At 42.9% G+C, this 26,139-nt stretch carries 24 protein-coding genes; 14 read left to right on the top strand and 10 right to left on the bottom strand.

The annotated features are described in order from the left end of the window. Positions 1-265 precede the first annotated feature (265 nt). On the top strand, positions 266-2,767 hold the full coding sequence (locus ACY8D0_RS11420) for an NEW3 domain-containing protein (RefSeq protein ID WP_462410626.1): 2,502 nt from the start codon (positions 266-268) through the stop codon (positions 2,765-2,767). A 388-nt stretch (positions 2,768-3,155) separates the two neighbouring features. Here the strand turns inward: ACY8D0_RS11420 and ACY8D0_RS11415 are convergent, their stop codons facing one another. Then, positions 3,156-4,391 (bottom strand): DUF3298 and DUF4163 domain-containing protein, encoded by a 1,236-nt coding sequence (locus ACY8D0_RS11415; protein ID WP_462410625.1) that lies wholly within the window; start codon positions 4,389-4,391, stop codon positions 3,156-3,158. Between the two features lie 236 nt (positions 4,392-4,627). Between ACY8D0_RS11415 and ACY8D0_RS11410 the strand changes: the two genes are divergently transcribed. The 3 genes from ACY8D0_RS11410 (at position 4,628) to ACY8D0_RS11400 (ending at position 6,825) form a co-directional block, all read left to right on the top strand. Beyond that, entirely contained in the window at positions 4,628-5,740 is a 1,113-nt protein-coding gene (locus ACY8D0_RS11410) for a GerAB/ArcD/ProY family transporter (RefSeq protein WP_462410624.1), read from the top strand. 117 nt (positions 5,741-5,857) lie between these two features. Continuing rightward, positions 5,858-5,998: a hypothetical protein gene (locus tag ACY8D0_RS11405; protein ID WP_462410623.1), complete on the top strand. Its 141-nt coding sequence runs from the start codon at positions 5,858-5,860 to the stop codon at positions 5,996-5,998. 119 nt (positions 5,999-6,117) lie between these two features. Beyond that, the gene (locus ACY8D0_RS11400; protein ID WP_462410622.1) at positions 6,118-6,825 is read left to right on the top strand and encodes a DNA alkylation repair protein; all 708 of its coding nucleotides are present in this window, start codon (positions 6,118-6,120) and stop codon (positions 6,823-6,825) included. Between the two features lie 158 nt (positions 6,826-6,983). On the opposite strand, the gene ACY8D0_RS11395 is transcribed toward ACY8D0_RS11400, so the two are convergent. Next, positions 6,984-8,315: an MFS transporter gene (locus ACY8D0_RS11395; protein WP_462410621.1), complete on the bottom strand. Its 1,332-nt coding sequence runs from the start codon at positions 8,313-8,315 to the stop codon at positions 6,984-6,986. 305 nt (positions 8,316-8,620) lie between these two features. On the opposite strand from ACY8D0_RS11395, the gene ACY8D0_RS11390 reads away from it, so the two are divergent. Continuing rightward, positions 8,621-9,097, top strand: coding sequence for a sigma-70 family RNA polymerase sigma factor (locus ACY8D0_RS11390; RefSeq protein ID WP_462410620.1), 477 nt, complete (start codon positions 8,621-8,623; stop codon positions 9,095-9,097). A 329-nt stretch (positions 9,098-9,426) separates the two neighbouring features. Here the strand turns inward: ACY8D0_RS11390 and ACY8D0_RS11385 are convergent, their stop codons facing one another. From ACY8D0_RS11385 to ACY8D0_RS11370, 4 genes are read right to left on the bottom strand one after another with little or no spacing between them, the layout of a single operon-like run. Then, on the bottom strand, positions 9,427-10,113 hold the full coding sequence (locus ACY8D0_RS11385) for an ABC transporter permease (RefSeq protein WP_462410619.1): 687 nt from the start codon (positions 10,111-10,113) through the stop codon (positions 9,427-9,429). Between the two features lie 11 nt (positions 10,114-10,124). Beyond that, a complete protein-coding gene (locus ACY8D0_RS11380) occupies positions 10,125-11,048 on the bottom strand; it encodes an osmoprotectant ABC transporter substrate-binding protein (protein WP_462410618.1) in 924 nt (307 codons plus the stop codon). 15 nt (positions 11,049-11,063) lie between these two features. Next, positions 11,064-11,717 (bottom strand): ABC transporter permease, encoded by a 654-nt coding sequence (locus ACY8D0_RS11375; RefSeq protein ID WP_462410617.1) that lies wholly within the window; start codon positions 11,715-11,717, stop codon positions 11,064-11,066. Positions 11,718-11,729: 12 nt separating this feature from the next. Next, a complete protein-coding gene (locus ACY8D0_RS11370; protein WP_462410616.1) occupies positions 11,730-12,869 on the bottom strand; it encodes a betaine/proline/choline family ABC transporter ATP-binding protein in 1,140 nt (379 codons plus the stop codon). A 261-nt stretch (positions 12,870-13,130) separates the two neighbouring features. Here ACY8D0_RS11370 and ACY8D0_RS11365 point away from each other — a divergent pair, with 261 nt between their 5' ends. Further along, positions 13,131-13,667, top strand: coding sequence for a GbsR/MarR family transcriptional regulator (locus tag ACY8D0_RS11365; RefSeq protein ID WP_462410615.1), 537 nt, complete (start codon positions 13,131-13,133; stop codon positions 13,665-13,667). Positions 13,668-13,737: 70 nt separating this feature from the next. Here ACY8D0_RS11365 and ACY8D0_RS11360 read toward each other — a convergent pair whose 3' ends face one another. Both ACY8D0_RS11360 and ACY8D0_RS11355 read right to left on the bottom strand, forming a co-directional pair. Continuing rightward, positions 13,738-14,502 (bottom strand): SDR family NAD(P)-dependent oxidoreductase, encoded by a 765-nt coding sequence (locus tag ACY8D0_RS11360; protein ID WP_462410614.1) that lies wholly within the window; start codon positions 14,500-14,502, stop codon positions 13,738-13,740. A 186-nt stretch (positions 14,503-14,688) separates the two neighbouring features. Continuing rightward, positions 14,689-16,152 carry an NAD-dependent succinate-semialdehyde dehydrogenase gene (locus ACY8D0_RS11355; RefSeq protein ID WP_462410613.1) on the bottom strand — a complete coding sequence of 488 codons (1,464 nt, stop codon included), beginning with the start codon at positions 16,150-16,152 and terminating at the stop codon, positions 14,689-14,691. Positions 16,153-16,444: 292 nt separating this feature from the next. Here ACY8D0_RS11355 and ACY8D0_RS11350 point away from each other — a divergent pair, with 292 nt between their 5' ends. The 4 genes from ACY8D0_RS11350 to ACY8D0_RS11335 all read left to right on the top strand — a co-directional run bounded on the left by ACY8D0_RS11350 (position 16,445) and on the right by ACY8D0_RS11335 (position 20,830). Next, positions 16,445-17,842: an MFS transporter gene (locus ACY8D0_RS11350; protein WP_462410612.1), complete on the top strand. Its 1,398-nt coding sequence runs from the start codon at positions 16,445-16,447 to the stop codon at positions 17,840-17,842. Positions 17,843-17,905: 63 nt separating this feature from the next. Further along, positions 17,906-18,778, top strand: a complete 873-nt coding sequence (locus ACY8D0_RS11345) for an NAD(P)-dependent oxidoreductase (RefSeq protein WP_462410611.1) — start codon at positions 17,906-17,908, stop codon at positions 18,776-18,778. Further along, positions 18,775-19,902 (top strand): mandelate racemase/muconate lactonizing enzyme family protein, encoded by a 1,128-nt coding sequence (locus tag ACY8D0_RS11340; protein WP_462410610.1) that lies wholly within the window; start codon positions 18,775-18,777, stop codon positions 19,900-19,902. The genes ACY8D0_RS11345 and ACY8D0_RS11340 overlap by 4 nt, the downstream gene beginning before the upstream one ends. Before the next feature lie 178 nt (positions 19,903-20,080). Next, the gene (locus ACY8D0_RS11335; RefSeq protein ID WP_462410609.1) at positions 20,081-20,830 is read left to right on the top strand and encodes a GntR family transcriptional regulator; all 750 of its coding nucleotides are present in this window, start codon (positions 20,081-20,083) and stop codon (positions 20,828-20,830) included. 347 nt (positions 20,831-21,177) lie between these two features. Here the strand turns inward: ACY8D0_RS11335 and purU are convergent, their stop codons facing one another. After that, entirely contained in the window at positions 21,178-22,077 is a 900-nt protein-coding gene (gene purU / locus ACY8D0_RS11330; RefSeq protein ID WP_462410608.1) for a formyltetrahydrofolate deformylase, read from the bottom strand. A gap of 280 nt (positions 22,078-22,357) precedes the next feature. Between purU and ACY8D0_RS11325 the strand changes: the two genes are divergently transcribed. Genes ACY8D0_RS11325 through ACY8D0_RS11310 form a run of 4 tightly spaced genes read left to right on the top strand, consistent with a single transcriptional unit; the run spans position 22,358 to position 25,256 of the window. Beyond that, on the top strand, positions 22,358-22,930 hold the full coding sequence (locus tag ACY8D0_RS11325; RefSeq protein WP_462410607.1) for a DeoR family transcriptional regulator: 573 nt from the start codon (positions 22,358-22,360) through the stop codon (positions 22,928-22,930). Positions 22,931-22,946: 16 nt separating this feature from the next. Then, entirely contained in the window at positions 22,947-23,921 is a 975-nt protein-coding gene (locus ACY8D0_RS11320; RefSeq protein ID WP_462410606.1) for a copper resistance CopC/CopD family protein, read from the top strand. A gap of 21 nt (positions 23,922-23,942) precedes the next feature. Beyond that, on the top strand, positions 23,943-24,593 hold the full coding sequence (locus tag ACY8D0_RS11315; RefSeq protein ID WP_462410605.1) for a FixH family protein: 651 nt from the start codon (positions 23,943-23,945) through the stop codon (positions 24,591-24,593). Between the two features lie 21 nt (positions 24,594-24,614). After that, positions 24,615-25,256 (top strand): YcnI family copper-binding membrane protein, encoded by a 642-nt coding sequence (locus tag ACY8D0_RS11310; RefSeq protein ID WP_462411348.1) that lies wholly within the window; start codon positions 24,615-24,617, stop codon positions 25,254-25,256. 41 nt (positions 25,257-25,297) lie between these two features. On the opposite strand, the gene ACY8D0_RS11305 is transcribed toward ACY8D0_RS11310, so the two are convergent. Continuing rightward, a complete protein-coding gene (locus ACY8D0_RS11305; protein ID WP_462410604.1) occupies positions 25,298-26,113 on the bottom strand; it encodes a DUF8832 domain-containing protein in 816 nt (271 codons plus the stop codon). Positions 26,114-26,139: the final 26 nt, after the last annotated feature.

Below are 26,139 nucleotides of genomic sequence, written 5' to 3'. Positions count from 1 at the left end.
GCCTTTTATTTTCACAATATTGTTTTTAAAATAATTTAATTATTTACGCAATCTGCTATTTCAATAAAATTAGGTAATTTTTACCATTTTGTTATTCCTAATTTAAATGTTATTTACAATTTTCTTCCAGCCCGTTTAATATTAGAACTGTAAGGAGTTTTTCTACGGTTAGTTAATCAACTTAACTAACTTAATGACACACTATGACTAAAGGAGGGTATAGGGTTAGGATTTTTTTATGACAATATTGGAGGGGGATACAAAGGTGAAAAAATTTTTCATGGGAATGTTATCGATTCTTTTAATTGTTTCCCTGCTGCCTCTAGGAACCTTTGCAGCTGAGACGCAGGAACCAGATGTGGATTTATGGAATGCCATAAAACCACTCGACACAACGGTTACCTTTCTAAACACAGGTGCACATCCTGATGACGAGCGAAGTGATTTTCTTGCCTATTTGTCACGGGGCCTAGGTGTAAAAACATCCAGCTTAATCGGGAACCGCGGGGAAGGCGGCCAGAATGAAATTGGTGATGAACTTGGAAATGGTCTAGGGATTATCCGTTCACGAGAATTGATCGAAGCCGCCAAGATCACCGGTGTCACGGCCTACCATCTTAGCCAAACAACCTCCGACCCGATCTTTGACTTTGGTTTTTCCAAAAGCCCGGAAGATACGCTTGCCCAATGGGGAGAGGAATTGACATACGAGCGCTTGATTCGCTTTATTCGTACTTACCAGCCGGACATTGTCATGCCTTCATTCAGAAATGACCCATCCCAGCACGGACACCACCGCGCCATGGAAATTCTGACTGAACGGTCATTCGAGGATGCTGCAGACCCAAATGTCTTCCCTGACCAATTAAAAGAAGGCCTATCCGTTTGGAAGGTGAAAAAGCTGTACCTGCCGGCAGCATCCAAACAAACCGCCACGACCTCCATTGAAATCGGCATGTATGATCCTATTTACCAAATGACCTATCCACAGCTTGGAGAACAATCCCGTTATATGCACAAAAGCCAAGGAATGGGCTCCGATATTCCGGCAGCACCAAGACAAGTGGATCTTGAATTGTTCAAAAACCGTGTAGGAAACCAGACTGACCTGTTCGCAGGAGTCCCCTATGACTTTACGGAATGGGCCAATCAACTTCCGAAAACTGAAAATGACTTGAAAGTTCTGTTTACAAAGCTTCAAGGTGAATTAGAATCGATCATTTCAGCTTACCCAAGCAGAGACCAAGTATTTGAAAAATCTCAGGATACCTTGAAATTAGTGCGCAACCTGCAGGATAAAACACAAAAGTCCAAGCTTTCGCAAGACCTAAAAAATGACTTGCTCCATAAGCTTTCCCTGAAAGAGGATCAGCTGCAAACAGCAAGCTTTACGGCTTCAGAGTTGGAAGTGAAGGCATCCTCTGAATTCAACACCCTGTCAAAAGGACAAACAACCGATGTCACAGTTAATTTGAAAAACAACGGCAAAAACAAACTGTTCAATGTAGGCGCCAATCTATTGGTACCGGATGGCTGGGATGTGTCAGCGGGTGACCAAGCCGTCAACTTAGCTCCTGGAGAGTCGAAGCAATTGACCTTCCAAGTGACGGTTCCGGAAAATGCCGACTACTATCATCCATATAAAACGCCAGCCATTCAGGCCAGCATCAACTACGAATCCACTGGCACCAAAATCAATCAAGTGAAGGATTTACAAGGCACCATTGCCGTCCTTCCTGATGTAGGAATTACCCTGTCACCAGAAGATATTGTCGTCAATACGGCCGACATCCAAGAGAATATGCCTGTTTCGGTGAAGGTGAAAAACTACCGCGAAGGTGCGACCCATGCTTCCGTTTCCTTGAAAGCTCCTGAAGGCTGGACGGTCAGCCCAAGCACGGCAGAAGTTGACTTTACAAGCCATTCGGAAGAAAAAGCAGTGGAATTCAAGCTAACACCACCGAAGGGAATTCAGGCAGGCAGCTTTAAAATCAATGCTGAAGCCGTGGTCAATGGAAAAACGTTTAATACGACTGTGCAGGAAATCAGCTATAAACATATTGGCACCTTCTATTATTTGTACGATGCACAATTGAATGGCGCAGCCTTTGAACTATTAAAGGATGATAGCTTGAAGATTGGCTATGTGGAAAGTGGATTTGATAAAGTCGCAGATTATTTGAATAACGCCGGGCTGAAGATCACCAAGCTGACAGAGTCCGATTTGAAAACGGCCGATTTAAGCCAATTCGATACGATTGTCGTTGGCATTCGTGCCTACCTATCGAGGGCTGACTTAATTGCATCCAATGAACGCCTCAAGCAATACGTTTATAATGGCGGGCACTTGGTCGTTCAATACCATAAGCCAAGTGACGGATGGAATGCTCAAACGACGGCCCCTTACCCCTTAACGATTGGCAATGTATCAATTAAGTATCGGGTAACAAATGAAAATGCAAAAATAACGGTACTGCAGCCAGAGTCTCCTCTATTCAATTATCCGAATAAGATTACCGATAGCGATTGGGATCATTGGATACAAGAAAGAGGCCTCTACTACCCAATGACATGGGACAGCCATTACGAAACTTTCGTCCGAATGAATGACCCTGGCGAAGCTCCATTTGATAGCGGAATCCTGATGGCAAAGTATGGCCAAGGAACCTACCTCTACACCAACTTGGTCTTCTACCGGCAAATCCAAGGCCAAGTTCCAGGCGGCTACCGGATATTCACTAACCTGATCAGCTATAGCGGAAAGTAGGGCTAGGGGACCATTCTCCTGGTTAGTCTCAAACAAAACTCCTCGTTCTGGTCATAAGAACGAGGAGTTTTTTAATTTAAGTCTCTGTTAAAGGTGAATGTTGATTTTATGGCATTAAAAAATAGGCGGACAAATTCCTGCTAATTCGGGAAATGCACATATTTCCCGACACTTTAGCGGAATTTTTCCTGTTAATCTATAGATTTCCATGATTTTAAGGCTTTTTAGGTTAGTTAAGCGGAAAATATCCGCCTATTTCCTTCACTAACCACTACTTTTTCAAAAAAAAACGGAATTCCTCCGATTAAGCGAATACCCCTGTCTAAAATCAACAATGAACAATAACTGAGCCAATCTTAAAAACCGTAGTCATAGTTGAATGTCATGATTAGTTATCCAGTTGAAATGTTTTCATCATTTCGGGAACTACGTTTTCGAGGAAATCATTGAGCTGGAAATCGTTCTCGATGTAGGGTGTGGCGGTATAGGAATAAATAATATCATGGTCTTCCGCCAGCTTCACTTCCACTCCCTCTGGGTTTAGCGCAGTCCATACTTGTTTTTCATACATATGGATACTTAACAATATAGGTTTATTAGAAGATTGGTAGTATACATTGATTTCACTAAACCAAGGATTACTCTCCTCGTATTCTGCCCGTTCAAATACCAACCGATTGACCCAGTTTTTTGGCACCGAAAAATGATAGCCTTCCGAAACATAAATGGTGGTGAGCGAAACAGGCTGTGAAATATCGATTCCATGACTTTTGAAAAAAGCAGCATTCAATAGGCTTTGGATATCCGAAAAAGCAAGCTGATATTGGAGCGTGCCTTCAGCAAAAGAGGCGTATTCATAGGGCGGGAAAAACATCATCAAGCCTTCCTTCGTGACATACACCTGCTTTAAATCATCCGGACTGATTTGCATAAACTCCCCCATCACGTCCAGCGTATGCAAAACATCCTGCTTAAGGATAAGGTCGCTAATCATCCGTTGGGTTTGCGGCGAACCATTAAACAATTCATTGGGTTCAACAATCTTCCCCTTATCTAAATCCACCAAGATTGGAACGCGCGACGGCATGCCATGCGCTGCCCCGCTCAAGTAAAAATATTGATCATACACAAAGCTGATTAGATGATCGTTTTGATAGCTGATTTTATACGTTGAATAGAACGAGGACGGCGCACTAGGATCCTCGTTGGTCATTTGACTCTCGTCCGCTGCGTTCGCTTTTTGCCTTAAGATTTCATTGATCTTCGCTTGGGCCATTTTGTCTTTCAAGCCATCGATTTGCGGATAGACAATATTGATAATTGGGTTCTCTTTCACAATCGACTCATCCTGAATTTGTATGGTTTGATTGATTGTTTCGGGTTTCATGGTAGGTTTTCCTGGTTGATTTGTGGTTTTCCCCGGTTGCACCGTTGGTTTTTTTGTCCCATCGGCAGGCTTCCCCGTATCCCCAACAGGTTTTTGCGTTTCACCACCGTTTTTTTCCGGTTGACTGTCCCCTGTTACGACCGGTTCTTCTGAAACAGGCCCTTTTTCCTGCCCACTGCTGCATCCCGCGGCAAGAAAAACGACCATTGCCATGAGCAATGCCCACTTTAGTCCCATCCTCTCACTCCTTTTTACATCCATCCCCCTATAAATATAGCTGCCTTCCCAATTTCTAGAATATAGAAATCTATTTTTATAAGAAAAATATCCTACAAACATGTCCTTCCCCAAGACGGGAGTGACTGGTGCTGCTCCTATCGGCTCATGAATAATGACCGATAAAAAAGACCAACCTATAATGAGTTTTAGGAAAAATCTGGGCCGTTTCCTCTAAAGGAGTTCACTTTAAGCTTATGGAAAATGCAAAGATCAGTGCTTATCAAATGTTCGCTCTTGTGATTTTATTCGAAATGGGCAGTGCGGTCCTGTTTGCTCCGGGGATTGGTGCCAAACAGGACGCTTGGATTGCCGTCATGCTTGGATTGGCAGGCGGTTTATTGGTCTTTATGATCTATTATCAACTCTTTAAGCTTTACCCAGGATTGCCGCTTACCAGTTATGTTCAGAAAATAACCGGAAAATGGCTGGGTCGGTTCATTGGATCTTTATATTGTTTATATTTTTTATATATGGCAACCAGGATCCTACGTGATTTCGGAGATTTATTAGTCACGACCATCTATACGGATACACCGCTGCTGGTGATTAATACATTGTTGATTGTGACCATTATCTATGGAATCCATAAAGGATTTGAAGTGATTGCAAGAATCGGTGAGTTCTATTTAATCGTTATTTATGTGATGGCCATATTGGGAATGGTTTTGATCCTTATCTCCAAATTAATTCATTTGGAAAATATCAAGCCCATCCTTGAAAACGGATGGAATCCCGTTTTCTGGGCATTTTTATCTCAAACCATCACCTTCCCTTTTGGTGAAATGGTCGTATTCACCACCTTTTTCCCATTTTTGAATGACCCAAAGAAAATCACAAAAGCCTGTATGGGCGGAATGCTGCTGGCAGGAATAAATATAGTCATTATAACGGTCATCAATATTTCCGTTTTAGGTGCAACCTTTATGAGTCGTTCCAATTTCCCGTTATTAACGACTATTAGTAAAATACAACTGGCCGATTTTATTGAACGCCTGGAAGTCTTTTTTATGCTTTATTTAGTGATTGCAGCCTTTTTTAAAATCACTCTCTTTTTCTACGCTGCCGTTCTAGGAGCAGCTGATATATTCAAAATTACCGATCCACGAAGGCTAAGTTTTCCATTAGGCTTTATTGCTTTGATGTTTTCCATGACTATATCGGCCAATTATGCCGAACAGATCAAAGAAGGCGAAAAAATCATTCCATTTTTTCTGCACTGGCCCTTTCAAATTATGATTCCAGTCCTTCTATTGCTCGTCGCTTTCATACGAAAAGCGATAAGTAAAACCAGCAGGACAGTGGCGTAGTGACTGCAGCCTTAACACAGGGACGCTATTCTAGTTTTTTCTAGAAACAAAAATGCTTTTTCTCTAGCTTCCCATGTTAAAATGAAGGAAAGATTTTTAAGAAATTAGGGATGGGTTATGAAGTTTAAAGAAAAAAAGAAGCGGAAGAAGAAAAAATGGGATGGGATTCTCGAGCTTTTTGATTTGATAGAGATCATTGGACAGTTGCTGTTATGGCTGGTCCGCGGGGCTGGCCATTTAATCACAAAAATATTTTAGGTCCTAGGTCGGCCTAGCAGTTCTTATGTTTTTCCACAAAGCTCCCTATAAATCATATGCTGAATTTTTTCCATCGAAGTGGTAAAATATTGAAAACCCATGATTCATGGAGGTAGTATATGACCGTCGAAGAAATAATGGAGAAACTGGCAGGATTAGGTTCTGAGCAAACCAAAAATACGTTTATCAACCACGGGGCGACCGGAAGCCTGTTTGGAGTAAAAGTTGGAGATTTAAAAAAGCTGGTCAAGTTCGTAAAAAAGGACCAGGATTTGGCTTTGGCATTGTATGACACCGGAAATTCTGACGCCATGTATTTAGCAGGACTGTCCGTCAATCCAAAATTTTTGACAAAAGAAACCCTTCAAAAATGGGTAAAAAAAGCAAACTGGTACTTGCTTGCGGAATATACGGTTGCAAGTGTGGCAGCGGAAAGTCCGTATGCGATGGAACTTGCCCGTGAATGGATCGATTCAGATAAAGAGATGATCGCAGTGGCTGGCTGGAGTACATATGCAAATTACTTATCCATCACACCCGATGAAGAACTGGATTTACAAGAAATCCGCAGCCTGCTGTCAAGGGCGGAAACAACGATCCATCAAGAAAAGAATCGGGTCCGCTATGTGATGAACGGCTTTGTCATTAGTGTGGGAGCCTATGTAAAAGAATTGCATGAGGAAGCTATCAGGGTCGGACATGCTATCGGGAAGGTCCACGTCAATATGGGCAAGACCGCATGCAAAGTCCCTCTTGCCGTCCCGTATATCAAGAAAATAGAAGAACGCAATAAAATTGGAGTAAAACGAAAAACCTGTATTTGCTGAAGGCCATGGGGACAAATATTCCGTCTCAAAGCCCATCACAACCGCCCCTTAAACAGGAAAATCTTATGCAGAAAAAGGCGCAATGGACGCTTATGCCCATTGTGCCTTTTTGTTTGCTGATGAATGAATGGAGCTTAACCCATTCCCATATTTCCCCTTTAACCAGCGGCCTGGTCCCGAACCTTTCCCGGAAGACTTGCGGTAAGCAAAAGGATCAGGAAGCCAATAATCAAACCGGCTGCCGCTACGAGATGAAATCCTGCTAAAGAGACCCGATCAGCGAAAAATAGTCCAAGCAAGCTTGACGAAAAAATCGTTCCGATATAGCGCGAGGTCATAAATAATCCCGATGCAATGCCCGTTTCTTCCCGTTTGACGAAGGTGTACAGGGCGGTTTGTAGTCCAAGGTTGTTTAACCCATTGGTACAGCCAAGTATGCATAACACAATAAAAATATAAACGGGAGACGTCGCTTCATGAAAAGTCATGAGCAAACCCGTTCCAAGTATCGCGGCAGCACCCCCCGCAAACAAGGCAGGCTTGGACGTCCCAGCCTGATCAATCCATCGGCCAGCGATGGGTGAGACGATCACTCCCATACCGGCAACCGAAAGCATCATGATGCCGGTGAAGCTGGCGTTATAATGCATGACCTGCTGCAAATAGGAAGGGACTCCGAAAAACAATGAGTAAAATAAAATGTTCACTAATATGTATTGCACATAGACCTTGCTCGCGTTTCGATTGCTCCGAAACGATAGGACATCAATAAAAGGATCCGGCCTTTTTGCTTCAAACCGATATAAAGCTACTGCCAATACAATAAACAAAACAGCACTGACCCAATTTGGCTCCCTCTCTAATGACAGTAAAAAGAACAACAAACTGATAAGCGTCAAAGAAAACAACACAATCCCCGCATAATCCAAGGAGGCATTTCTTTTAACCACAGGGTTATTAGGGAAAAATTTCAGCGTTAAAATAATGGAAAGGATGATAATCGGAAAGTTAATCCAAAAGATGGCTTCCCAGTCTGCCGCCCCAATCACCAGACCGCCAATCGTTGGTCCAAAAGCGGCCGATACGGACGAGAACATGTTTAAGATCGCAAACATCCGCGCTTGATTCTTCGTAATCTGTTTTCTTACCGTGGTCATCCCCGCCGGATAAAGCATGGAACTACCCACCGCCTGAATCATCCGGATCGCCACAAGACTCCAAAAGTTTGGAGAAAAAGGTGCCAATAGACAGGAAACCGCGACAAGAAGTAAACCGATTAAGAATAAATGTTTCCGGTTAAACGTATCACTCAATTTGCCCATAATCGGCTGCCCAATCGAACTTGTTAAATAATAGGTAGAAATAAGCCATGAGGCATCGACAAATGATAAATCAAACTGAACCTGCAGACGGGCTAAAGCGACTGAAATCATCGAGGAGTTCAGTGGATTTAACAAAATGCCCAAGGCTACAGCCCATATTAAAGGCATGAAACCATTCCCCTCCCTTTTTCAAATATTTTACGAAACTTCTGGATTCCATTTTACCACATGGCCCAGAACACTTCTTCTCACTCAACTTTTACCGCCCCCGTAGTTTTTCAAATTCATATCAAATCCGTTCAAAAAGGCAAAAACCCCTCTCAAAAAGTCTTTTTTAAATCAAAAAACCACAATTTCATCCGTTTTTTCCCGCCAAAAAAGAAAAAGCGGCGTTCGATTAAACTGTGGATTCCAAGTATCTTAAAGCTACCTAGGAATAAATCGGAAAGCGCGCGGTCCGGAAAAGGGCCAAATTGGATAACTTTAATGAATTGGTGGATCAGTACAACCCTATGATCCAGAAAATCATGCACTCGCTTCACATTTACCGAAACAAGGAGGAATTCTATCAAACGGCATTAATCGCCCTTTGGGAAGCCAGCAATGGATTTAATCAAGAAAAAGGCAGCTTCACCAACTATGCCTATGCCTATATCAAAGGGAGACTCCTGCTCGAGCTGGCCCACAACCATAAGTACGAGGCAAGAAACACCTATCCCAAAGAGGAGTATTGGGAAACCGTCCAGGACCAAAATCCCGGCCAGCCCCTTGATGCCCAAATCCTGCTTTCTTATTGCGAAGGTCTGTCAGAAAAAGAAACGAAATGGGTAGTCGGCGCCATACTCCATGATCAATCGATTAAAGATATTGCCGCCCAAGAAAACGTCTCTGTTTCCGCCGTGAAGCAATGGAAACAGAGCGCGCTGAGGAAATTAAGAAGACAACAATAAAAAGAGCCAGTGGGAAGGTTCTAGGGGACTGAAAAAGTCCAGCTCATAAAAAAGGAAGCTAATAGCCTGGAAGATAGACTGTTAGTTTCCTTTGTAGTATAAGATATTGCGGACATCCCCTATTTCCCTTAGGTGGCCATTTTCCTTCATCACGGGCTTTTGGGGGCCTTCCTATTTCCCCTGATGGATCGTTTTCCATCAGCTCGGGCTTTTGGGGACCCTCCTAACTCCCCTGAAAGCTCCTTTTCCTTTGGTTCGAGCTTTTGAAGACCCTCCCTTTCCGAAAAAAAGCCCACCCCCAATCTTAATAGGATGGACAACATTTGAACTTAAGCGGCCTGTTCTTTTTTTTTCATCTTTTGACCGCCTTTTCTTTTTTTAATCGGTGACAGCTTCCGCTCCAGCCAGCCCATCACCACATCAGCAATGACCGCCATCAAAGCGGTTGGAATGGCACCTGCCAGAATAATCGGTGCTCCGTCCGTGACATTGGTTCCACGCAAGATGATATCGCCCAATCCCCCCGCACCGATAAAGGTCCCGATGGTGGCAATCCCGATAGTAATAACCAACGCGGTCCGAAGCCCCGCCATAATCACCGACATCGCCATCGGCAGCTCGACCATCCATAGAACCTGAAACTTGGTCATCCCCATCGCTTTTCCCGATTCCAGCAGCGCATGGTCAACGTTGCGGATTCCTGTATAGGTGTTTTTAATAATCGGCAATAAAGAATAGAGGAATAAGGAAAAAACGACGGTGTTAGTTCCGAGCCCCATGACCAGCATGAGCACCGCCAGCATCGCCAAGGCCGGGATTGTTTGAATAATATTCGCCAGCGAAATCACCCAAGTGCTTAACCGGTTGTATCGCGCAATAAAAATACCAACCGGGATGGCGACAATCGCAGCAAACAACACACCATAAGCGGACATGAGGAAATGACGGTAAAACTCGACCCAGACATAGGCAGCATTTTGTGAGTAGTAAGAAACCATACCATTGAACGTCTCCATGAGGTCACCTCCTATTTTTCACCTTCAAAATAATCGTGTTCTTCTAGAAATTCCTTCGCTATAACCGACGGTTCCTTCAATTGGCCGTCAGCCTCATAATTCAATTCCTGCATTTTGTCGGTACTGATTTTTCCAGAAAGCTTCTGGAGAATCTTCTTTATTTCCGGATGGGCCTTTAACACGTCATTGCGGGCCACTGGTGAGGTATCATACGGCGGGAAAAACTGCTTATCATCCTCCAATACCTTTAAATCAAACGCTTTGATGCGCCCGTCGGTGGTATAGGCGAGAACGACATCCATTTTTCCATTCTTGGCTGCTTCGTAGACTAACCCAATCTGCATTGGAAAGGTCTGGCCAAATTCAAAACCATACTCTTTGACAAAGCCCTCATAGCCGTCCCCTTTCCGCTTCAGCCAGGAATTATCAACACCTAGTTTCAAGTCTGCAACAAGCGGCTGCAAATCGGAAACGGTTTTCAGGTTTTCTTTTTCTGCCAGCGCCCTTGTTACCGTAAACGCATACGAATTTTCAAAGCCATACGAATCAAACCAAGTTTGGTCAAATCGCTTTTGGAATTCTCGCTGAACAATTTTGAGCGCTTCCTCCGGGTCCTTGACTGGATCCATCGCCAATGCACCAGCCAGGTCTGTTCCGGTATAGCGTGTGGCTGAAATATCGATATCCCCGTTCATCATGGCCTCATGCTGGACAGTCGAAGAACCCAAATTATTCACCATTTCCACTTTCTCATCGGAATAATGTTCAATCATCAGCCGAATGATATGCCCCATAATTTGCGATTCAGAAAGCGCTAAAGTTCCTATTTTGATCGTATTATCAGTTGCTCCGCTCAGTCCGGGCAGCGAGCAGCCGCTCATTAACACAGACAGCGTTAGCACGCATGCTAGCAGTAAATGACTCCTTTTTCTCATATATGTGCCCCCTCCCTAAGCTGCTTCTCTCATCTTTTTCATTCCTTTAGGGGTTACCCAGCCTTCCACTTTGCCTAAAAGAAGATCGGTCAATAAAGCTAATATAGTAACAGGGACTGCACCTGCAAGAATAAATTCAGGCTGATACAGGTTTAATCCGCTGAAGATGTAATCCCCTAGGCCGCCGCCGCCAATAAACGAGGCCAAGGTGGCCCAGCCGATTAAATAGACAGTCGACAAGCGGATTCCTGCCATGATGACAGGAATGGCCAGCGGCACTTCCACGTACCGGACCCGTTCCCACCCAGTCATACCCATCCCGCGCCCTGCTTCAAGCAGGCTCTTTTTTACACCACTCACGCCCGTGTAAGTGTTTCTCAGGATAGGTAGGACTGAATAGAAAAATAAAGCAATAATCGCGGGGGTTTTCCCGACACCTAAAAGTGGAATAAAGAAAGCGAGGATCGCAAAACTCGGAAAGGTTTGGACCACCCCTAGCACCCCCATCACAAATTCCGCTCCTTTAGGAAACCTCGTCAACGCCACTCCAAGCGGGACCGCAACAAGAATGCCAATCAACGCCGCAATCAGCGAAATATATAAATGCTCCCATGTCTTGTATAGCATTTCAATCCCATTTGTGCTGAAAAATTGCAAAATGGTATCCATCACCGCTCCCTCCTAACCTATTTTTATGATTTCGTCTACGCCCCAAATCGAATCATAAACAATGTCTACTAAACTAGCCCTTGTGACAATTCCGACAAGACGGCGTTTGTCATCCACAACCGGAACATATTTCATTCCTATTTTTAAAATTTTTCGTACGGTATCCCGAACAAGGGTCTGTTTCTCGACGGTAAGGATCTCTGTTTCGACGACATCTTTGACCAAACTTGCCTTTTTCCGGTTTTGGTCAATCATTTCCACATCGATAAACCCTTGTAAAACCTTCTTTCCATCTACCACCAGCAAGGAATCGACACGGTGCTGTTTCATTAATTGAATCGCTTCGGATAAGGAGCGGTCCCCCGTAATCGTAACCGGATTTGGATTCATCACCTGTTCAACCGTTTGAATATTTGGCCTTGCCTGGACAAGCCGGTCTCTGCCGATAAACTCTTCCACGAACTCATCAGCCGGATTGCGCAGAATTTCATCCGGTGTGTCACATTGGACGATCATCCCGTCACGCATAATCACAATCCGGTCGGCCAATTTCAGCGCTTCATCCATATCATGGGTGACAAACACGATGGTTTTATCCAATTTCCGCTGCAGCTTTTTAAATTCCTCCTGCAGGGAATCCCGGGTAATCGGGTCTAATGCGCCAAACGGCTCATCCATTAAAATCAGCGGCTGGTCAGCGGCTAATGCCCTTAATACTCCTATCCGCTGTTGCTGGCCTCCGCTTAGCTCATGCGGATACCTTTCCAAATAATCGGGTGTCATGTCAACAAGTGTTAGCAATTCCCGTGCCCTGGCACGGCGCTTTTCTTCGGGGACCTTTAATAATTTTAAAACGAGGGAGATATTTCCCTGAATGGTCATATGGGGAAATAAGCCAATTTGCTGGATGACATACCCGATTTCCCTTCGAAGCTGGACCGGGTCGCTCTCCATGATGTTTTTGCCATTAATATAAATGCTTCCTTCTGTGGGCTCAATCAAGCGGTTAATCATTTTCATCGTGGTCGTTTTGCCGCAGCCGCTGGGCCCGATAAAACAGATGAATTCGCCTTTTTCGATTTCTAGGGTCAAGTCTTGGACTGCCCGTTTTCCCCCTTTGTACGCTTTTGAAACGTGGTCAAATTTTAACAAGCAAAGCACCTCCATTATTTTGGTGAGAAAAATCAAAATAATCTAAATTTAGTTTAAAGTATGTTTCGTAAAATAAAAAGTTTATAAAATTCACAAATTTTATAGAATTTACGTAAAATTTATAAGATATAAGGTTTATCATGGCTTTTTCGTAAAATTTCTCCTAATTCCTCCCAGTTCCTATTCCCCCTGCCTTTTCGAAATTATCGTAAATTATGATATAGTGACAACGAACATGGGTAATTGGAAGGGTGAATTCTTTTGGATGAAGGACCATTAGAGAAGATGAAACTGATTGAAGAACAGTTCGTGGAGAAAATTGCCGACAATATGCACACATACGGAATCTCGGGTACGGTCGGACGGGTGTTGGGCATTATCTATATGAATCGAAAGCCAATGACACTGAATGAACTATCAGAGGAAACCGGTATGAGTAAAACCCGGATGAGTCAGGTTGTCCGCGAAATGGTCGATTTAAATATAGCGGAAAAAGTGTTTGAAAAAGGGGTCCGCAAAGATTTATACAATGTAGAGCAGGATTATTACCAGACCTTTGTTTCGTTGTTCACTTCCAACTGGAGAAAAGCGATCCAAAAAAACAAACTGTTTGAAAAAAAGATTTTTGCTGAACTGAAGGCCATGCAGGAAAAAGAGACGTTAACGGAAGAAATGGAACAGAAAATCAATGAACTGCTTAAGGAAACGAAAGAATGGCACGATTATTATCAATGGTTAGCCCAGCTAATTGAATTCTTTGACAGCGGGGAAGTATTTAATCATATACCCAAGCCATAAAGAAAGACCACGGGGGCGGTTCTTGTGAATTTTCCCCACAAGAACCGTCCCCCATGGCCCTGAGCTCAAACTAGATAGCCGTCCACCCACCATCCACGCGGATTGTTTCACCTGTTATAAAATTTGCCATATCCGATGCCAAAAATAATACGGCACTTGAAACATCGTTGGGCTCTGCAAGCTTGCCTAATGGAATCCGGCTCAGCACCTCCTGATAAAAGTCACCATCCTCGAGCATCTTCCTTGTGAAATCCGTTTCGATAAAGGTTGGGGCGACAGCATTAACTTTAATATTATATTTGGACCATTCAATCGCGAGCGCCTTCGTCAATTGAACAGCTCCCCCCTTACTTGAACAATAGGCTGCCCGATTGCTGTACCCAACAAATGCCATCTGCGATACAATATTGATAATTTTCCCAGGGGTTCCATTCAGGATCATATACTCCCCTGCCTTCTGAGAGCAAAAGAAGGTACCTTTTAAATTCGTATCCAGAATTGTATCCCAATCATCTTCTGTAACTTCCAATACAGGCTTGATTCTATTTACTCCTGCATTATTTACAAGCACATCAATTCTTCCTTTTTGGGAGATTACCTGACTCACCATAGTATAAATCTCCTCAACCTTCGTCATATCAGCTGCCACATACAGGCAGTTTGGTTGAATCTGATTTAATTCTTCTGTTACGGTACGCAGTAACTGCTCATCTCTTCCCGTAATGACCACTTCTGACCCAAGGCTAGCAAACTGAATGGCGATATCTTTCCCAATTCCTCTGCTTCCCCCTGTAATGAGGACCACTTTCCCTTTCAGCTCTGAAAAATCACGCATATTTGTACCTCCCACCGATTTCATTTTCCAAAAAAACAAAAAAAGCCTGAACCCACCGCCATCGACCAGGCGATGCCAATAGATTCAGGCTAAACAAATCTATCAACCATAAGAGTCCTTTTCCCACACCAATGGAATGCATTTACCAAAGGGCTATCATTCTATCACTTTCATATTTTTGACAAATTATCCATTCAATAGCATTGAAATGTATTTCATTTCCAAGTACTGGTCCATTCCGTATTTGCCGCCTTCATAGCCTACGCCACTCTCTTTCCAGCCGATAAACAGCGACTGGGCTACCGTAGGCAGTGGATCATTCACTCCGACCATTCCTGATTCCAGCCCCTCGGAAACGCGGAATGCTCTTCCTAAATCATTTGTAAAAACATAGGAAGCCAAACCATAGTTAGAATTATTGGATTTTTCCAAAACCTCTTCTTCAGAGGAAAACGAGATGATTGGAGCCACAGGCCCAAAGGTCTCTTCATGACAAATCAGCATCGTTTCATCAACATTGCTAAGTATAGTAGGCAAGTAGAAATATCCTTTCAAACCTTCCGCTTCCCACTTCGCACCGCCCGTGACCAATTTTGCCCCTTTAGCAATGGCATCTCGGACCTGTTCGTCAACCTTGTCTAGCGCACGATCATCGATTAACGGACCAACATCAACTCCATCGGCCGAACCATTTCCCATTTTCAACAAATTTACCTGTTCAGCCAGTTTTTCTGAAAATCGGTTCAAAATCGTGTCTTGTACAAAAACCCGATTGGAACAAATGCAGGTTTGTCCGGCATTACGGTACTTGCTGATAATACAAGCTTCCACTGCCGCATCAATGTCCGCATCCTCAAAGACAATAAATGGCGCATGGCCCCCCAATTCCAAAGATACTTTCTTCATTTGATCTGCCGACCCTTTAAGCAGGTATTTACCGACAGCGGTTGAACCAGTAAAGGCAATCTTTTTCACCTTCTTATTTTCAAGGAATTCCGGTCCAAGAACAGAGCCGACTCCAGACACTAAATTCACGACCCCTGCAGGAAAACCAACTTCATCGAATATTTTAAAAATGGCAATTGCCGTCAGCGGTGTAAGTTCAGCCGGCTTCAGCACAATCGGACAACCTGCCGCTAAAGCGGGAGCAATTTTACGAGCAATCATTAAGGCAGGGAAATTCCAAGGTGTTATGGCGACCACGACACCAATCGGCTGACGGATGACCATTAGTCTTTTGTTAGGCGCTGGGGAAGGTAGCGTTTCTCCATAAACCCGCTTGGCTTCCTCACTATACCAGCGGAAATATTCAGCCGCGAAGAGCACTTCCCCTTTTGCCTCTTTCAAAGGCTTTCCTTGTTCTGCAGTTAAAATGGCTGCAATCTCATCTGCTCGTTCCACTAATTTCTCATACGTCTTAAATAGATAGACGGAGCGTTCGGCAGGTGTTTTATTTGCCCAAGCCTTAAACGCTGCATCTGCCGCATCGATTGCCACGGCGGCATCTTTCCGATCTCCTGCGGGGACAGAGCCAACAATTTCGCCTGTAGCTGGATTCAAAACATCTTTGTATTGTCCGCTGATGGCTTCTACCCACCTGCCATCTGAATACATTTTTTGATCATTTGTTAAGGTCAAACTCATAATCATTTTCCACTCCCGTCTGTTTTGTATTAATGTTATAACATTTACTTGAATTTAATGGTAAAATGAAAACGTATTCATGTCAATGACAAATAATAAAATATTTAGAATTTTCACCATTGACAAAATTTTATTGGTTGCTTTAATATTTGTTATAACATTAGAACTTAACAACTTCGATTCATCATCTGATTTTTCTTGCAAGCAAATACATTAGGAAAGGAGTAAAGGGTTTATTTTCGCAAACGCTTTCAGAACGTGGAACTTTATCTCTTAATACCATGAAAGGTGGGTTTCTATGAAAGAAAAATTGGTTATCCGATCGAGGGAGGATGTTATTAACTTTGTTAATGACAATCCGATTAAAAAAGGGGGACTATTGGTCATCCTGGTTGCACTTGGCGGAATTTTTGTGGATGCATATGACATTGTAAGTATCGGGATAGGGGCAGGCCAATTAAAAGAGGAATTTCACTTGAGTCCCGAAGGATTGGGTATGCTAACTTCCATTCTAGCAGTTGGGGCCTTACTTGGCGGACTGATTGGCGGGTATTACACAGATCGCTTCGGCCGAAAGAAAATGTTCACGGTTGACTTGTTGCTTCTCGTTTTTTCTGCTTTTGGCGCAGCGCTGGCCCCCAATTTCACCTGGCTGGTCATTTTCCGTTTCCTGATGGGCGTGGGTATAGGGTTGGATATGCCGGTTGCTCTTAGCTTTATTGCCGAGTACAGTAATACGCAGAAAAAAGGAAGCAATGTTAACCTATGGCAGCCGATGTGGTATGTGGCAACAGTTGGGACTGGACTCGTTGTATTGCCGATCTTCTTATTAGGGGTTGATGAAAACCTTTGGAGATGGGCGGTTGGTTTTGGTGCCGTCTTCGCTCTTTTTGTCCTAATCATGCGATTGGTTTATATGAATGAGAGCCCCCTTTGGGCAGCAAAGAATTTACCATTAGAAGAGGCTGCCAGAATCTTGGAAAAAACGTATAAGATACCCGTTGTGATCGAACATACAAGTTCAAATAAGAATGAAGGCCAGGAAAAGTATATTCCGTATACCGCTATTTTTACAAAGAAATATAAAATGCGCACCATTCTGGCGGCCATTATTTCCGGTACACAAGCCGTTCAATATTTTGCAGTTGGATTCTATATTCCTACCATTTCCCTCATTCTATTCGGCGAGGGAATGATTAATAGTATTACAGGAACCATCGTGTTCAACATATTCGGGATTATCGGTGGATTTACAGGTGTTTTTCTAACACAAAAATTAGGAATGCGCCGAATTGCCATCATTGGATACGCCATCGTTGCCGGCAGTTTACTCGTGATTGGGATTGCCAATGATGAAACATCTTTTATTTGGTCTTCAGTACCACTGGCCCTATTTATATTCGGCCACTCTTTTGGACCTGGCGCACAAGGAAAAACCATGGCAACACTCTCTTATCCTACTGAACTTCGCGGTCTCGGCACCGGTTTTGCAGAGGGAGCGAGCCGTATTGGCAGTATGATTGGATTCTTCTTGTTTCCAGTTTCCCTAGCCACATTTGGCCTTGCTAAAACATTTCTATTCTTTTCGATTGTTCCAATCATCGGGTTAATCTCTGCGTTAATTATTAAATGGGACCCAACGGGACTCGATATCGAAAACGAACACAAAGATAAAAATATAACTCATACAGCTTAAAAAAACAAAACGGCTCTTAGTTTAAATCCCTAAGAGTCGTCTCAAAAATAGGAGGTAATGATAATGAAAGCAGGTTTTATTGGTCTTGGAAAAATGGGCGGAGCATTGGCCCGCAATCTGATTCGCGCGGGATATGAAACAATGGTATACGACATTAATCAAGCAGCAGTCGAAAAAACATTGGCGGTCGGCGGAAAAAAGGCAGATACGCTTGAAGAATTGGTTTCGAACGTAGATGTTTTATTTACAAGCTTACCGTTGCCTGTGCATTTGACGGATCTATTAATAAACAAAGAGGCAATCCTGGGTCAGATGCAAAAAGGATCGATCCTGATTGACGTTAGTACCATTGATCCAAAGACAGCCCGTGAAATCAGTATCGCGGCCGAGAAAGCAGGCGTTGAGTTCTTGGCTTGTCCGTTAGGCAAAGGCCCTGCACAGGCGGAAGCCGGTGTGCAGCCGATTTTTGCCGGTGGAAAAAAAGAAGTGTTCCATAAGGCGGAAGAACTTTTGAACAGTATTAGTACATCGGTTGTCTATATGGGCGATGTGGAACAGGCAACAGCCTTTAAATTAATCAGTAATCTAATCGGAATGACGAATATGCTTGTTTTAGCAGAAGGATTGCAATTGGGGGAAAAAGCCGGGCTTGACCCTGAACTCATGCAAAGACTTTTGGCTGATACCGGGGCTGATTCCTTCCAGTTATCATTACGTGGACCGATGGTTTTGGCAAAAGACTATCAAGCTAAGTTTTCTATTAATCTAGCGCTGAAAGACATCCGTTTAGGCGTTGGCATGGCAGAAGATTTAAAACAGATAGCTCCTTTTAGCGAACTGGCTGCTGAATATTATGGTAAGGCAAGTGGATCCGGATATGGTGAGGAAGATTGTGCTGCTGTTTATAAGTTATTTGAAGAGAGTGTTTTGGCTTGAAGATTGTAAATGTAGAGCCCATTGTCATTGACCTCCCACTAGATAGACCCGTCCAGACCTCTTTTGGGGAAATGACCAGACGGACAAATGTGTTGGTTCGAATTGAGGCAAATACAGGGGAATTTGGAATCGGGGAAATTTGGAACAATTTCCCTTCCTGGGGAGCCCATGAAAAGGTTTCTACCTTAATACATGGTGTTAGGCCCCTTTTATTGGGTGAAGACCCTAGGGAAATCGGCAAAATAAATCATAAGTTATTTAAGAAACTGACTACTCTGTGTTTGCAGTGGGGCGCTGTTGGCCCTATGCACCATAGTATAAGCGGTGTGGATATCGCCCTTTGGGACCTTATCGGTAAACATTATGGCCTTCCTATCCACAAACTACTCGGCGGCAAAATTCATGAGGAAGTGGAAGTATATGCAAGCGGGTTGGGCCCTACACTTTCAGATGAGTTGGTCCTGAAGCATCAGGAAATGGGGATAACCAGTTTTAAGCTAAAGGTTGGAAAAGATACAGCTTTGGATCTTCAAAACTTAAAAAGATTAAGAGATTTGATTGGTCCCGTCGGTAAATTAATGATTGATGCTAATCAAGCATGGAACCGCCAATCTGCTATTCAAAATTTATTGCAGTTCACGCCCTTTGACTTAACTTGGATTGAGGAACCTATTCCATGTGATGATATCGAGGGGTTACGGTATATTCGGGAAGCCACTAGTATTCCTGTTGCTGCAGGTGAGAATATATATGGAAGAAAACAAGCCAGGAAAGCTCTTGAACTAGAGGCAGTGGACATTATCCAACCTGATCTAAGCAAAAACGGAGGAATTTCTGAATCTAAAATCATCGCTGAAATGGCGGGCAGTTTTGACCGCCCGTATGCCCCACATTATCTTGGCGGAGCTGTTTGTTTTGCAGCCAGCCTCCATTTTTTTGCAAGCGTCCCTGGAGGACTCATCCTGGAAATGGATGCGAATCCAAATCCATTTAGAGAGCAACTATTCACGAATCCTTTTATAGTCAAAGACGGAAAAGTGAAAATTCCTGAGCAACCAGGTTTAGGGTTCGAAATGGATCAGGAATTTGTAGACTTTTACACAGTGGATTATAAGCAAATGTAAACTTCTTCAAAACCAGCCCATTACCGATGGAAGGTATGGGCTTTCTTTGTTATCGTATGAAAATTTCCGGGAGAGTCTTTTTCCGAACAATCACTGAGTGTAAAATAATATTAAAAGTGACACATGTATAACTTATCACCTTAAACGTATTCTTAATGGAGGGATTCAAATAAATAAAATGAATGATTTAAAATCTGTATTAAATCATAATAGCCCCATCCCTTTACATCATCAACTGACTGAATATATACGGAAAGAGCTGCTCAATGGTCATTTGGTGGACCCATCCGGCAAACTGCCAACTGAACATGAATTGGCTGAACAATTCCAAGTAAGCCGGATTACAATTCGTTCGGCATTAAAAACCCTAATGGATGAGGGCCTCTTGGATCGAAAAAGAGGCAGCGGCACCTTTTTAAGGTCCAATCAATCGGAAAACTGGATTGGGGAATTGATGGGTTTTTCGGAAACAATCGAATCGATGGGCAATAAGGCTGGGGCCAAGGTGATAAAGAGTGGGAAAATATTGAACCCTCCTGCAAAAATAAAAGACCATCTTAGAGTAAACGAAGCATGGGAACTAAAACGCCTCCGCTTTGCAGATGGTGTACCGATTGCTATAGAACATTCCTACTTTCCCGAAAATATCGGAATAGAAATTAGCAAACATAAGGGGCTTCACGATATTCTTACCTATCAATATTTAGAGAAAGAATTAAATATTAAACCCCATGAAGGAAAACAGGTTATCAGTGCAGTAAATGCCAACCTCGAAGAAGCGGAATTGTTAAACATCCCCCAGGGCGAAGCCTTACTCTATATTGAACGCTTAACTCTCTCAATAGAAGGAGTACCCATTGAATTTCTACAATCCGTCTTTCGTCCAGACCACTTCCAGTATGTAGTGAAATTAAATCGAAGAGGTTAAAAAAGCTGCAAAAAGGCACAACGTTTGCTCGTTGTGCCTATTAATATGTTCCTTATTCTAGGATTTCACAGTATCCTCTTCTTCTATCTTTCAGGTTTCTAATCCGCCTTCGGTTTTCTTTCTTACCAGCTTTTTCAACTCCGCAATCCGGCAATATTAGCCTCCAACCATAAGTTATCACCATATTCTGTTCAACTGAAGGTCAAATAAACTGGACAAACACTCTATTTAAGGCATGAAACTAGGGTAAGTTACATGAAGGAGGAATGGGGATATTTCGGTTTTTGACAGTCCACGGGGACGGTTCTCCTGGTTTTTCCCACAAGAACCGTCCCCATGATTTTTTTCTAGAAAACAATGGTCTTATTGCCATGAACGATAATCCGGTCTTCCAGATGCCATTTGACCGCGCGCGACAAGACGCTTCGCTCAATGTTTCGGCCAATTTTTTTCAAGCTGTCAGCATCATTACGATGGTCGACACGGCCGATGTCCTGCTCAATGATCGGTCCTTCGTCAAGGTCATCGGTCACATAGTGCGAGGTGGCCCCAATCAGTTTCACGCCGCGGTTATAGGCCCGCTCATAAGGCTTGGCCCCAATAAACGCCGGCAAGAAGGAATGGTGGATATTGATGATCCGTTTCGGGTACTCCGTCACAAAGGCAGGCGTCAAGATTTGCATATAGCGCGCCAAAATCACGAAGTCGACATCATGCTCTTTCAACAATTCCAGCTGCTTGGCCTCGACTTCAGCCCGGATATTTTTATTGGCCGGAATGTAATAAAACGGGATATCGAGCCCTTCGACAACCTCTCTTGCATCTTCATGATTGCTGATGACCAGCGGGATTTCCACCATCAAATCGCCGCTTTGCCATTCCCATAAAAGCTCAAGCAAACAGTGGAGTTCTTTGGAAACAAAGATGGCCGCTCTTTTTACGCGATACACATGCATGAAGCTCCATTCCATATCAAACCGCTTGGCAATCCCCTCAAACTGCTGTTTCATTTTCTCTGCCTTCTCCATAAGGCCTGGACACTCGAATTCAATCCGGATAAAAAAGGTCCCGCCCTCCGGATTCGTGGAATACTGGCTGGATTCCATAATGTTGGCATTGAAGGAAAACAAAAAATGGGAAATGGTTGAAACAATCCCAGGCTGGTCGGGGCAGCTCACCAATAACCGGCCTCGATTCCGATTGCGTTCTTTAAATGACTCGATTTGTTCCTTAATATATGATTTCATAGTACAAAATCCCCTCATGATTGATGAAGAATATTATACATGAAATGTGATTTCTCGTTAATGATTTAGCGGAAAATTTTTAATATTCGCGGAACAATTCTCATGTTTTTTGAGGAATCAATCAAGAAAAAGGCACGAGAGCTATTAATTATTGTTAAAAAACGTGATTTTATATAATCATATTCACACATAAATAACATGTCCAACTTGTTAATACGGAAGAACTATTTTATTGTATTCTTAACGGACTAATACTTTTAATGGTAAAGGAGGTTTTCAAATGCTGCCGATTGAGAGGCAAAGACAAATATTGAGCTGGTTATCAGAAGAAGAAATACTCTCCATTGCCGAGCTCAGCAAGCGATTAAATGTTTCTGAAATGACCGTATATCGGGATATTAGGCCGCTGATGGAAGAAAATAAGATACATAAAACATCAGGCGGAATTTCTTTAGTGAATATTTTAAAAGTTTCACCCAACTCCTGTACCTATTGTCTAAAGGAATTACCAGATCGCCACCCTGTGCAAATCATTACTCACCATCAAACAGTAGAACAATTATGCTGCCCGCACTGTGGTTTACTAAGATATAAAGCGATTGAAAAAAATGTTTCGCACATTATTTGCCGGGATTTTCTCAGCAATACCACGATTAGCGCTAAATTGGCTTACTTCTTGTTGGGTGCGGATTTTCATCTAAATTGCTGCCAGCCACAGGTATTAACATTTGAATCATTAGCCTATGCAGAACGTTTTCAAAAAGGATTTGGCGGATACATATTACCATTTAATGAGGCAGTAAACGAAATTTCACTCAGAATGAATGGAGATACAGGCTGTGGCTGCCATTAATAGAGGAGGTGCAGGGTTGAAATGGATTCTATACAGTTACCTTCTTATTTTAGTCTTCGCTCTTTTTATTTTCGTTTATCCGTTGTCCGCTTATGCCCATGCTTATATCATAAAATCCAATCCTTCCGATAACGAAATCCTAAGCGAAGCACCAAAAAAGGTATCCATTGAGTTCGATGAGACCATCCAGCCTTCCTATAATTCCATTGAAGTATTTGAATCATCAGGGAAACGGGTTGATCAAAATAATGGCCGTGTAAGTGCCGATCATCCATCTATCCTTGAATGTGATTTGGCCGAAAATCTGCCCAATGGGACCTACCGCATACAATGGAGGGTTGTATCCAGTGACGGTCATCCAGTGGAAGGAGTCATTCCGTTCCAAATTGGAAATGAAGGTACAAACCAGTCTACTATTGACCGTCAAACAGCAGGCTATGTCCCTCAATTCGACTTAGTCCTAATCCGTTGGCTTCAATATATAAGCAACGCGTGTTTAGTGGGAGTACTCTTCTTCTGCCTCTTTGTTTCTGGTAAAGAATTAATCCAGGATTTATGGGTGTCGAAGGCTTTGAACAGGTTAATAAGACTTTCAGTCACCACGTTATGCATAAGCATTATTTTGGGTTTACCGTTACAAGCAACAATTGAAACGGGATTCCCGTGGAGCAAGGTGTTAAATTTCCAAGTGTTAATGGATATGGTAACAAACACCTCTTACGGGGATACATGGATCCTCCAAATCTCTTGTTTAATTTTGCTTTTCATAGCTGCATTTATCTTAATGAAAAACAAGTATGAACCCCTTTGGATTGGGATTACGTTTTTGATAGGAACCGGTTTGTTATTATCAAAGGCTTTTATCAGTCATGCAGCCGCGTCCACCAATCCAGGGATAACGATTACATTAGACTTCATCCATTTACTTTCCGCCTCCATTTGGATGGGGAGTTTAATCGTATTAGTCGCTTTAATTCCTCTTGTAAAATAAATAGAAACGAAGCCACTCTATTTGGATTCTATCCGAAGGTTTTCCAAATGGGGAATCCTTTTAGTCATTTTGTTAGCCTTAACGGGCTTTTTTAGCAGTCTTTCCTATATTCCTAATCTCCGGACACTCCTGACAACTGACTATGGACGAGTCCTGTCCGGAAAGGTACTCCTGCTGATGATTATGCTTGTTTTTGCAGCCCGCAATTTTTGGAAAGGGAAAAACAACGGAGAAAAAGGCTGGAGGGGCTCCTTATGGGGAGAATTGGCTGCAGGATTATTGGTTCTCATTCTATCTGTTTTATTAACCAATCTTCCGACTGCTATGGCGTCGCCTGGCCCATTTAAGGAAACCCATACAAGTACGAATAATAGCAAAATCACATTCGATGTGACTCCAAATGTGATAGGGGAAAATGCTTTTGTTTTATACTTGAAAGACGAAAAAGGTCAGCCAATCAAAGATGTTGAGCAAGTAACGCTTACCTTTACATCACTGGAAATGGAAATGGGCGACGATACGAAAACCTTACAAAAAGTCAAGGATGGCCAGTATGAAGCTAAAGGAATGAATTTTAATATGGCGGGTCGTTGGAATGTGCGTGTACATGTCCTTACCAAGGATTTAGAAACGATGGATACCGACTTTGAGGTATTCGTGGGAAGTCAATAAAAAAGGAGAGTGGTTTAGATGATACAAACCATGAAAAAGATTTCTAAAGTATTTTTCCCCACGGTATTAGGATTATTCTTGTTCTCAAGTGCGGCAAGTGCCCATGTGACAGTCATGCCAAAGACATCAACAACAGGCGCTTGGGAAACTTATACCGTTAAAGTACCGGTCGAGAAAGAGGTAGCAACCACGAAGGTGACGTTAAAAACACCTGCTGGGGTAGAGATTGAGTCTTACCAGCCAGTTCCAGGTTGGACCTATTCAGCTGAAAGAGATGCTGACGGAAAGGTTAAATCAATTACTTTTGAGGCTACGGGGGATGGCATTTTACCTGGACAATTCCAGCAGTTTTCGTTTGTTGCCAAAAACCCTGACCAAACCGGGGACGTCGCATGGGATGCGTATCAATACTATAAAGATGGCAGTATCGTGGAATGGACAGGAGAGGAAGGAGCGGCATCGCCACATTCTATTACTGAGATTGTTTCGGGAACGACAACAAACAACCAACATGCTGACCAATCTGCAACAGAAGACACGAAGAAAGAAGGAACGACCACAACTGTTACAGAAAAGTCCTCAAATTCTGTCCCACTGATTTTATCAGCTGTTTCGGTTATCCTTTCCTTAGCGGCTCTTGTTGTGGCATTTCGTAAAAAATAATGAAGAAAAACCTGTTTAACTAATGAACAGGTTTTTCTTCATTATTCTATGTTAATCACAAATGGAACCGTCAGAATATGTCCTTTGACGTTAAATTGACCCCAGACTTTGTAAATCCCCTTTGTGGGGAAATACGTCATGAAGACCACCTTCGGTCCCTTTGCTTTCGGGTACAAGGGATGGATATGCATGAACTGTTTGACATCTTTATCAATCGCTACGGCATGCCCCACCGTTCCTAAGTAGGACTGGAGGTCTTTAATCGGTTTATTCGTTGCTGCATCATCCAACGTGAAGTTCATATCGATATTTTTTCCTGCTTCAAGTTTCTCATCAAAGGAAAGAGTTACTTTGGTCCCGTCAATCACTTTTGATTTTGTAGTGTCAGGTTCAATTGGTACTGGATTTGCTGGAGTCCCCTGTACCGTCAGCCAATCATCTTCAATACTATAATCCTTAGCTCCGACTGGAGTCATTTCCGCAATGAGCTTATAGTCACCGGCTGCCGGGAATGTGGTCGTGATTTCAAATTGCCCATTGCCTTTAAAAGTGGGGTGAATATGATCGAAGTAAGACAGGTCTTTGCTGACAACAACCAAGTGCATTTTTTTCGTACTGACTGTCTCAAATTCCTTTATTGGCTGATTTTGTTTATCTTTTATAAGAATGGAGATGGTCACTGGCTGGTTGGCAGTAAGATTGTCAGGAACAGACCATTCTGATTGTGTTTCTTCTCCGCTGACCGGCTTCATATTCATCATTTGTTTTTGGTTGGTGTGCATGGGAACTCTGGCTGCATTACATGCTGACAATAGTAATACCATTAATAATAGGTATCCAATTATGAAACGTCTCAAGGAAATACCCTCTTTCGAGCCTTAAA

The organism is Neobacillus camarae, from assembly GCF_054950115.1.
Note: the sequence above shows the minus strand (reverse complement) of the source record. Positions and strands in the feature narration are given on the sequence as shown.

Bases quoted from the DNA above. Each gene is read 5' to 3' on its own strand.
- ACY8D0_RS11415 (WP_462410625.1), bottom strand. From the start codon at position 4,391: ATGGGACTAAAGTGGGCATTGCTCATGGCAATGGTCGTTTTTCTTGCC.
- ACY8D0_RS11410 (WP_462410624.1), top strand. From the start codon at position 4,628: ATGGAAAATGCAAAGATCAGTGCTTATCAAATGTTCGCTCTTGTGATT.
- ACY8D0_RS11405 (WP_462410623.1), top strand. From the start codon at position 5,858: ATGAAGTTTAAAGAAAAAAAGAAGCGGAAGAAGAAAAAATGGGATGGG.
- ACY8D0_RS11400 (WP_462410622.1), top strand. From the start codon at position 6,118: ATGACCGTCGAAGAAATAATGGAGAAACTGGCAGGATTAGGTTCTGAG.
- ACY8D0_RS11395 (WP_462410621.1), bottom strand. From the start codon at position 8,315: ATGCCTTTAATATGGGCTGTAGCCTTGGGCATTTTGTTAAATCCACTG.
- ACY8D0_RS11385 (WP_462410619.1), bottom strand. From the start codon at position 10,113: ATGGAGACGTTCAATGGTATGGTTTCTTACTACTCACAAAATGCTGCC.
- ACY8D0_RS11380 (WP_462410618.1), bottom strand. From the start codon at position 11,048: ATGAGAAAAAGGAGTCATTTACTGCTAGCATGCGTGCTAACGCTGTCT.
- ACY8D0_RS11375 (WP_462410617.1), bottom strand. From the start codon at position 11,717: ATGGATACCATTTTGCAATTTTTCAGCACAAATGGGATTGAAATGCTA.
- ACY8D0_RS11360 (WP_462410614.1), bottom strand. From the start codon at position 14,502: ATGCGTGATTTTTCAGAGCTGAAAGGGAAAGTGGTCCTCATTACAGGG.
- ACY8D0_RS11355 (WP_462410613.1), bottom strand. From the start codon at position 16,152: ATGATTATGAGTTTGACCTTAACAAATGATCAAAAAATGTATTCAGAT.
- ACY8D0_RS11350 (WP_462410612.1), top strand. From the start codon at position 16,445: ATGAAAGAAAAATTGGTTATCCGATCGAGGGAGGATGTTATTAACTTT.
- ACY8D0_RS11345 (WP_462410611.1), top strand. From the start codon at position 17,906: ATGAAAGCAGGTTTTATTGGTCTTGGAAAAATGGGCGGAGCATTGGCC.
- ACY8D0_RS11335 (WP_462410609.1), top strand. From the start codon at position 20,081: ATGAATGATTTAAAATCTGTATTAAATCATAATAGCCCCATCCCTTTA.
- purU (WP_462410608.1), bottom strand. From the start codon at position 22,077: ATGAAATCATATATTAAGGAACAAATCGAGTCATTTAAAGAACGCAAT.
- ACY8D0_RS11325 (WP_462410607.1), top strand. From the start codon at position 22,358: ATGCTGCCGATTGAGAGGCAAAGACAAATATTGAGCTGGTTATCAGAA.